5 protein-coding genes are annotated in these 5,106 nt (G+C 60.0%); all 5 read right to left on the bottom strand.

The genetic code is table 11. From position 1 onward, the window contains the following. Positions 1-349, bottom strand: a 349-nt coding sequence (crcB, locus tag EN964_RS23890; protein WP_127276793.1) for a fluoride efflux transporter CrcB, incomplete at its 3' end; no start/stop codon positions are given. A gap of 71 nt (positions 350-420) precedes the next feature. Further along, positions 421-2,079 carry a hypothetical protein gene (locus tag EN964_RS23885; RefSeq protein WP_127268772.1) on the bottom strand — a complete coding sequence of 553 codons (1,659 nt, stop codon included), beginning with the start codon at positions 2,077-2,079 and terminating at the stop codon, positions 421-423. 160 nt (positions 2,080-2,239) lie between these two features. Continuing rightward, a complete protein-coding gene (locus EN964_RS23880) occupies positions 2,240-3,070 on the bottom strand; it encodes an aspartyl/asparaginyl beta-hydroxylase domain-containing protein (protein ID WP_127268773.1) in 831 nt (276 codons plus the stop codon). A 171-nt stretch (positions 3,071-3,241) separates the two neighbouring features. After that, positions 3,242-4,549: a replication-associated recombination protein A gene (locus tag EN964_RS23875; RefSeq protein ID WP_127268774.1), complete on the bottom strand. Its 1,308-nt coding sequence runs from the start codon at positions 4,547-4,549 to the stop codon at positions 3,242-3,244. A 48-nt stretch (positions 4,550-4,597) separates the two neighbouring features. Next, positions 4,598-5,106: PDZ domain-containing protein (locus EN964_RS23870; protein WP_127276791.1), on the bottom strand; the 509-nt coding region annotated here is incomplete at its 5' end.

Below are 5,106 nucleotides of genomic sequence, written 5' to 3'. Positions count from 1 at the left end.
GTCCCAGAAACAGGGCGATAATGGCGCCAATGACGCTGGCAAGGGCATAAGCCAGCGCAGGCAGCGTGGCTCCCCGCTCCCACAGCGTCGCGAAATCGAGCGAAAAGGCGGAGAAGGTGGTGAAGCCGCCGAGAATGCCGGTAGCAACGAACAGCCTGACCTCGTTCGATCCGCCACGGCGCATCATGGAGGCGATGAACAGCCCCATGGCGAAGGAGCCAATGATGTTGATGGCCATCGTGCCCCAGGGATAGCTGGGGCCGACAAAACGCAGCGCGCCGATGTTGGTAAGGTGACGAATTCCGGCACCGATGCCGCCACCGACGACGACGAGAAACAGATTGAACATGACCGTTTACTGCCCCCGCACGGCTGCCCCGTCAATCCCTCGTTGCGGGCGCAACCGCACGCAGATCGAGCTCACCACTCAGGCGTTGCCCATCCCGGATATTTTTTCCTGAACTCGTTATAGAGGTCATCGACCTCCGTTTTGCCGATAGGGCGCACCTGTTCGTAGAGGTAGCCCTTGACGTCGCCGGACAGCTGGTAAGCCGCTATGCGCCTGTATGCTGCGCCAATGCCTTTGCCCTCGACGATGTATTGGTCCGGTATCGAGACACAGAGCTGCGCGCCCTGCTGCAGATGGATAACGGGCGGGTCGGTCACGACAACGTATTTGGACTTCAACGCCGCCGGTCTGAATCGATCGCGACTATCGACCTGACAAGCCCACTCGATGCGAGGGTAAAGGTCCTTGTCCATTTCATACAGCAATGAATCGCTCATGATCCCGCTGGATGCAAACACCGACAACCGGTCCCCAGGTCCCATCTTTCCAAGAAGGTCATCGATAAGGCGCCTGTATTCTGGAAGATTGTCGAGGTGCAGCGGGAGCGTGGCTTCCCTGGCAAAGACGTAGCTGATCGGCGACAGAACCTGGCGGCCAGTCGGGAAAAAAGTACCGAAAAACGCCAGCCCGGCGGCAACGGCTATCGCGGCGTTCGACCATCGCGATCTCAGTGCCGGCATCGAAACGATCGCAACGATTGCCTGGGCGTAGGTAGGAAAGAGCCAAAGAAATACCGGCACCGAATGATGGCGATCCGGGTCCTGCATGCGGGTGAAGAGGACGAAGGTGAGTGCCGAAGCAACGGCACAGAACAGGGAAAATCTGTTTTGGCGTATAATGGAGATGTAAAGGCCAAATACGATCAACAGCCAGTTCACATAGCTGAGCCGGGATCCCACCTGGACAATCTGCGAAACGAAGTCCGTCTTGTATCCGCTGTAAAGATCGCCATAGCTGGTTCCCAGTATCTTGAAGATCAAGGGTTGCTGGAAGGTCAGCGCGGCTCCGACAACCACGAGGATCGCACACAGGCCTCCGACGGCGGCATTGCGGAGTGCCGGAAAGTCCCGATCTTTGGCAACCTGCAGAAAACAGAAGAAGGCTGCGGAAATTCCGAGCCCGATGACAGGATAGGCGTGCCAGCGGCGCAGCACGAACGCCAACCACAGGCATACGCCGACACGTATTCCGCTGATCACCGGTTCATGGGTCAGGAACCTCGATTTCCAGAGAAAATAGGTTGCCGCGCAAAGCGCGAGACAGCCGGCAATGTCAGGCAACCCACGGAGCGTCGCCGCCCAGAACGGCGTGTAGAGAAAGGCCGCAATCCATACGGTGAGCCAGCTTCGGCATGAAGACGTCCCGGTCGCCGCCTCCAGATAGCTAATTCTGCCGATGAGAAGAGCGGTCGGGACCAGATAAACAGCAACTATTCCGGCGATATAGGAAAACCTCGAATCGCCAAAAATGATGTGAAACGGCATCAGCGGCACCAGGATCGCCGCACTGTAGTCATCCGTGGCGATCGAGGTCCTCAAATGGCTGAGCCACTCGAGAGGGCTCTGAATCAAGAGCGTGCCTTGCCGGCTGAACGTGTCGAAATAGGCAGCGAAGTCCCAGTAATAGACAGGCTGCTCAAGCCCTACATAGGTGAGAGCAAGAGCAACTCCCAGCAGAGCGGTGCACACATATGTCGTTGCCCAAAATCCGAGAGATCTGTTCTTCGTCACTTGAAGCCGCCAGAAGGAGAAGAGGCAGAACTGTCAAAGTCAGCCCGGGGCCGCCGTTCATGCAGCCAGGAGCCGTTCCGGCGCATGAGCGGCCACAAGGATGGCCAAGTCTCACACGCAGAGCACCCAAATGCCGCCGGCAGCGCCGGTTTTCTAAAGCTCAGGTCGTGCCGGCATTCTTCGGCTTGGTCGAACCGATCATCTTCCAGTTCTTGTAGAACATGGAATTGATGCGCTCGACGCTGACCGAGACGATTGAGAGCATGCCCGCGATCAGTCTGGGAACCGGAGACGGCCGGATGATGTCCATGAAGACGCAGTAGCGGCGTCCGTCATACTCGTTGACCGAGCGATGCAGCAGCGTGTCGTCGAAGATGAACAGCGGATTGTCGTACCAATAATTCTTGACGTTGCCGCACTCGACGAAAATCTCCGACTTAACCGGGATCAGATTGTAGAGGATGCGCAGGCTGAGCCGCAGCGGGCCGAAATGCCAAGACGTCGATTCGCGCTTGCTGAAGACGGAAACGGCTATGGTCTTGATGTACTTGAAGTCCTTGTTGAACTCGGCGACGTTGTCGATCCTGTGCTTACCGTACCACTGGTAGACATACATGCCGCGCCGGCCGGCGCCGAAATTGGCGTCGATATCGGCAATGATCTCATCTTTGCGCGCCTTGAAGATGTCCAGGACCTCGTTGACCTCGCGCTGATAGTCGGCGGGAAACTGCTCCAGCTTCCAGACACCTGGATTTCTGTAGCACAAGAGGTCGACCAGCAGATTGAACGGCGAAAGCAGCCAGGTGAACAGGCCGTTGCCGAGAAAATAGCCTGAGAACAGCGACAGATCCTTGCGGTCGTTGCGCAGCACGTCGATCAGGCCGCAGATGATGAAGATCGTCGTCAGGATGGGAATGAAATAGAAGCCAAGGGCGAGAAGCGGGATGGCAATGGCGAATTTGCGAAGGGACTTGCGAAGGGTTTTTGTCATTTTTCCACGCGCGGAGCGCGATCCTGTTGCGAATGAAGTGCCCAAATCACGGCAACGACCACCGCCCGGTCGTGCGCCTTGATAAGGTTTTTTGGGTTACCACACAACGGCCCTGCTATCGTGGCCGGCTGGCTGCCTGGTGGATCTGGCCAACGGCCTCACGCAAGCCTGCTACTCCCGCTCCTTGCGCAGCTTCGCCCAATAGTCGAGCCGCTTCCTGATGTCGCGCTCGAAGCCGCGCTCGGGCGGATCATAGAAGGTCTGGCGGCCCATCTTCTCGGGAAAATAATCCTGCCCCGAAAAGGCATCCGGCTCGTCATGGTCGTAACGATAGCCGGCGCCGTAATCCTCCTCTTTCATCAGCTTTGTCGGCGCGTTGAGGATGTGCTTGGGCGGCAGCAGCGAGCCGTGTTCCTTCGCGGCCCGCGTGGCAGCCTTGAAAGCATTGTAGACGGCGTTGGATTTGGGCGCGGTGGCGAGATAGACGGTGGCCTCGGCAAAAGCCAGCTCGCCCTCGGGCGAGCCGAGATAGTCGTAGGCATCCTTGGCGGCATTGGCGACGACAAGCGCCTGCGGGTCGGCAAGGCCGATGTCTTCCATGGCCATGCGCACCAGCCGGCGGCCTAGATAGAGCGGATCCTCGCCGGCATCGAACATGCGTGCGAGATAGTAGAGAGCCGCGTCAGGGTCTGAACCGCGTACCGATTTGTGCAGCGCCGAGATCAGATTGTAATGGCCGTCCTGGCCCTTGTCGTAGATCGGCGCGCGGCGCTGGACGATGCGCTGCAGTCCCTCGGGATCGAAGACCTCGCCGGGTTTGGCTGCCCGCCAGACTTCTTCCGCGAGCGTCAGCGAGGCCCGGCCGTCGCCATCGCTCATGCGGATGAGCATGGTCCGCGCCTCGTCGTCGAGCGGCAGCGCCCTGCCCTCGGTCTCCTCCGCCCGCACCATCAGCTTGGAGATGCTCTCCTCGCCAAGCGAATGGAAGACCAGAACGCGCGCGCGTGACAACAAAGCGGCATTCAGTTCGAAGGACGGGTTTTCGGTCGTGGCGCCAACCAGCACGACTGTCCCGTCCTCCATGACCGGGAGAAAGCTGTCCTGCTGGGCACGGTTGAAGCGATGGATCTCGTCGACGAACAGCAAGGTCTGGCGGCCATTGGTGCGGCGCAATTTGGCCGCTTCGAACACCTTTTTCAGGTCGGCGACGCCGGAAAAGACAGCCGATATCTGCTCGAAGGCCAGGCTGGTTTCGCCGGCAAGCAGGCGCGCCACGGTGGTCTTGCCGGTGCCGGGCGGCCCCCAGAAGATCATCGAGCCGAGCGAGCCGGAACCGATCAACCGGGTCAGCGCGCCGTCAGGGCCGGTCAGATGCTCCTGGCCGACGACCTCGCCAAGGTTTCTCGGCCGCAGCCTGTCGGCCAGCGGCCGCCCAGGCGGGGTCTTTTCCGGTTCATCGACGCTGAACAGATCGGCCATGCACTTCTTTTTCGTTGGAGCATGAGCCCGAATGCACGGAACCCAGCCCTAATAACGCAACACCTGACGCATTATCTGCCCGCCACGCTCGACGGTAAAGCGCCACCAGCGCGTATCCGTCCTGGCCGCCAACTCCAGGGTCGCCGCGGTATCGATGGTGGTGCCGTTCACCTCGCGCACGATGTCGCCCGGCTGGAAGCCGAAATCGGCGGCCGGAGAATCACGGTTGATGTCGACCACGGTGACGCCCTTGATGTCCGTGCGCAGGCCAAGCCGCTGCGCGAGCCGGGGCGACAGCTCCGCGACCTTGGCGCCCGAAAACGGGCTGCGGCCATGCAGCGTCACCTCGGCAGCTTTCATGCCTTCCGGAGCACGCTCCAGCGCAATATCCATCGCCGCCTGCTGGCCCTTGGTCAAAACCGCGAAATTGGCGGTGGTGCCGATCGACAGCGTCGCCATCCGGTAGTCCAGCGCTTCGATGCTCTCGACCGGCTTGCCATTGAGTTGCAGCACCACGTCGCCGGGCTTGAGTCCTGCCTTGCCGGCCGGACCGGTCG

Source organism: Mesorhizobium sp. M7A.F.Ca.CA.001.10.2.1 (assembly GCF_003998575.1).
GTDB lineage: Bacteria > Pseudomonadota > Alphaproteobacteria > Rhizobiales > Rhizobiaceae > Mesorhizobium.
This window is presented reverse-complemented; position numbering and strand designations above follow the sequence as displayed.